Raw genomic sequence first — 617 nt, forward strand, 5'->3', positions numbered from 1 at the left:
CCGCGCCGACGCCGGTGAGCGCCCGGCCGGCGAGCAGCACGACGACGTCCGGGGCCAGCGCCGACACCAGCGCGCCCGCCGCGAAGAGGCCGAGGCCCGCCAGCAGGACGCCCTTGCGGCCGAACCGGTCGCCCGCGGCGCCACCGGGGATCACCAGGCAGGCGAACACGACGACGTAGCTGTCGACGATCCAGACCAGCGCGGACGCGGACGGGTGCAGCGCGCTCGCGGCGAGCATCGGGACGGCGAGGTTGACCGCCGCGACCATCCCGACGACGAGCACGACGCACGCGCACATCAGGGCGACCAGTTTCTTGAACTCCATGCGGCCGACGCTAAGGACGTCATGGGGTGGCGTGCCACGCAACTTCGTCAAGGCAGGTTTGCGTACAGTGCAACCATGGACCTGAACCTCCTGCGCGTGTTCGACGCGCTGCTGCGGGAAGGGAGCGTCACGGCCGCGGCCGAGCGCCTGAACCTGTCCATCCCGGCGACGAGCCGCGCGCTGGGCCGCCTGCGGCGGGCGATGAACGACCCGATCCTGGTGCGCGCCGGGCGCGGGATGGCCCCGACGCCGTTCGCGCTGCGCACCGCCCCGCGCGTGCGGTCGCTGCTGG

2 protein-coding genes are annotated in these 617 nt (G+C 73.6%); one reads left to right on the top strand and one right to left on the bottom strand.

Annotation, left to right across the window (positions count from 1 at the left end):
• On the bottom strand, nt 1–325 hold a 325-nt coding region (locus G3I65_RS45820; RefSeq protein ID WP_239071847.1), incomplete at its 3' end, for an MFS transporter.
• Between the two features lie 75 nt (nt 326–400).
• Here G3I65_RS45820 and G3I65_RS45825 point away from each other — a divergent pair.
• The coding region (locus G3I65_RS45825; protein WP_160701656.1) for a LysR family transcriptional regulator at nt 401–617 on the top strand (217 nt) is incomplete at its 3' end.

It is taken from the genome of Amycolatopsis sp. SID8362, from assembly GCF_010550475.1.
Taxonomy (GTDB): Bacteria; Actinomycetota; Actinomycetes; order Mycobacteriales; family Pseudonocardiaceae; genus Amycolatopsis; species Amycolatopsis eburnea.